At 50.6% G+C, this 711-nt stretch carries 1 protein-coding gene; it reads left to right on the plus strand.

Going from position 1 to position 711, the window contains the following annotated elements; translation table 11 throughout:
* Positions 1-711, plus strand: a 711-nt coding sequence (locus AC1DSE_RS36075; protein ID WP_477529220.1) for an ABC transporter substrate-binding protein, incomplete at both ends; no start/stop codon positions are given.

The following is a 711-nucleotide window of genomic DNA, read 5'->3' on the forward strand; positions in this document are numbered from 1 at the left end:
GCTATGGATTTGCGGCAATACGCTGGTTACGAGGAGAGCATCAAGCGGTTCTCCAAAGGTGCGATTATTGCATTTTCGTTCGAGGAAGGCGTATATGCATTGCCGGAAACGCAAAATTTCTGGGTGCTATTTTACCGCCAGGATATTTTGGATTCGCTGAAGCTGTCGCCGCCGGATACGTGGCAGGACGTGGTTGAGATGCTGCCTGAGCTGCAGCGGCTTGGCATGAACTTCTATGAGCCGCTTGCCCAGTACAAGGGCTTCAAGCCCTTTAATGCAACGACGCCGTTTATTTATCAATTCGACGGAGAATTGTTTGATGAGAGCGGGATGAACACCGCAATCGACAGTGAGCAAGCGCTTGAGGGCATGAAGTTTATGACCGACTTGTTTACTATCTACAACTTGCCGCAGGACGTACCGAATTTCTATCACCATTTCCGTTACGGCACGATGCCGGTAGGGATATCTGATTTCAATACGTACATTCAATTGAAGGCGGCTGCACCGGAAATCGCCAACACATGGAAGATCGCGCTGCATCCAGGCGTGGAGAAGCCGGACGGAACGGTAGCAAGATGGGCGCCGACAGGCGGACAGACGGGAATGATTTTTAAAGGCACCGACTATGCAGAGGAATCTTGGAAGTTCCTCGATTGGTGGTTGTCAACATCGGTTCAGGTCGAATTTGCCAATCTCATGCAGACTACC

Source organism: Paenibacillus sp. 01L418, from assembly GCF_056400045.1.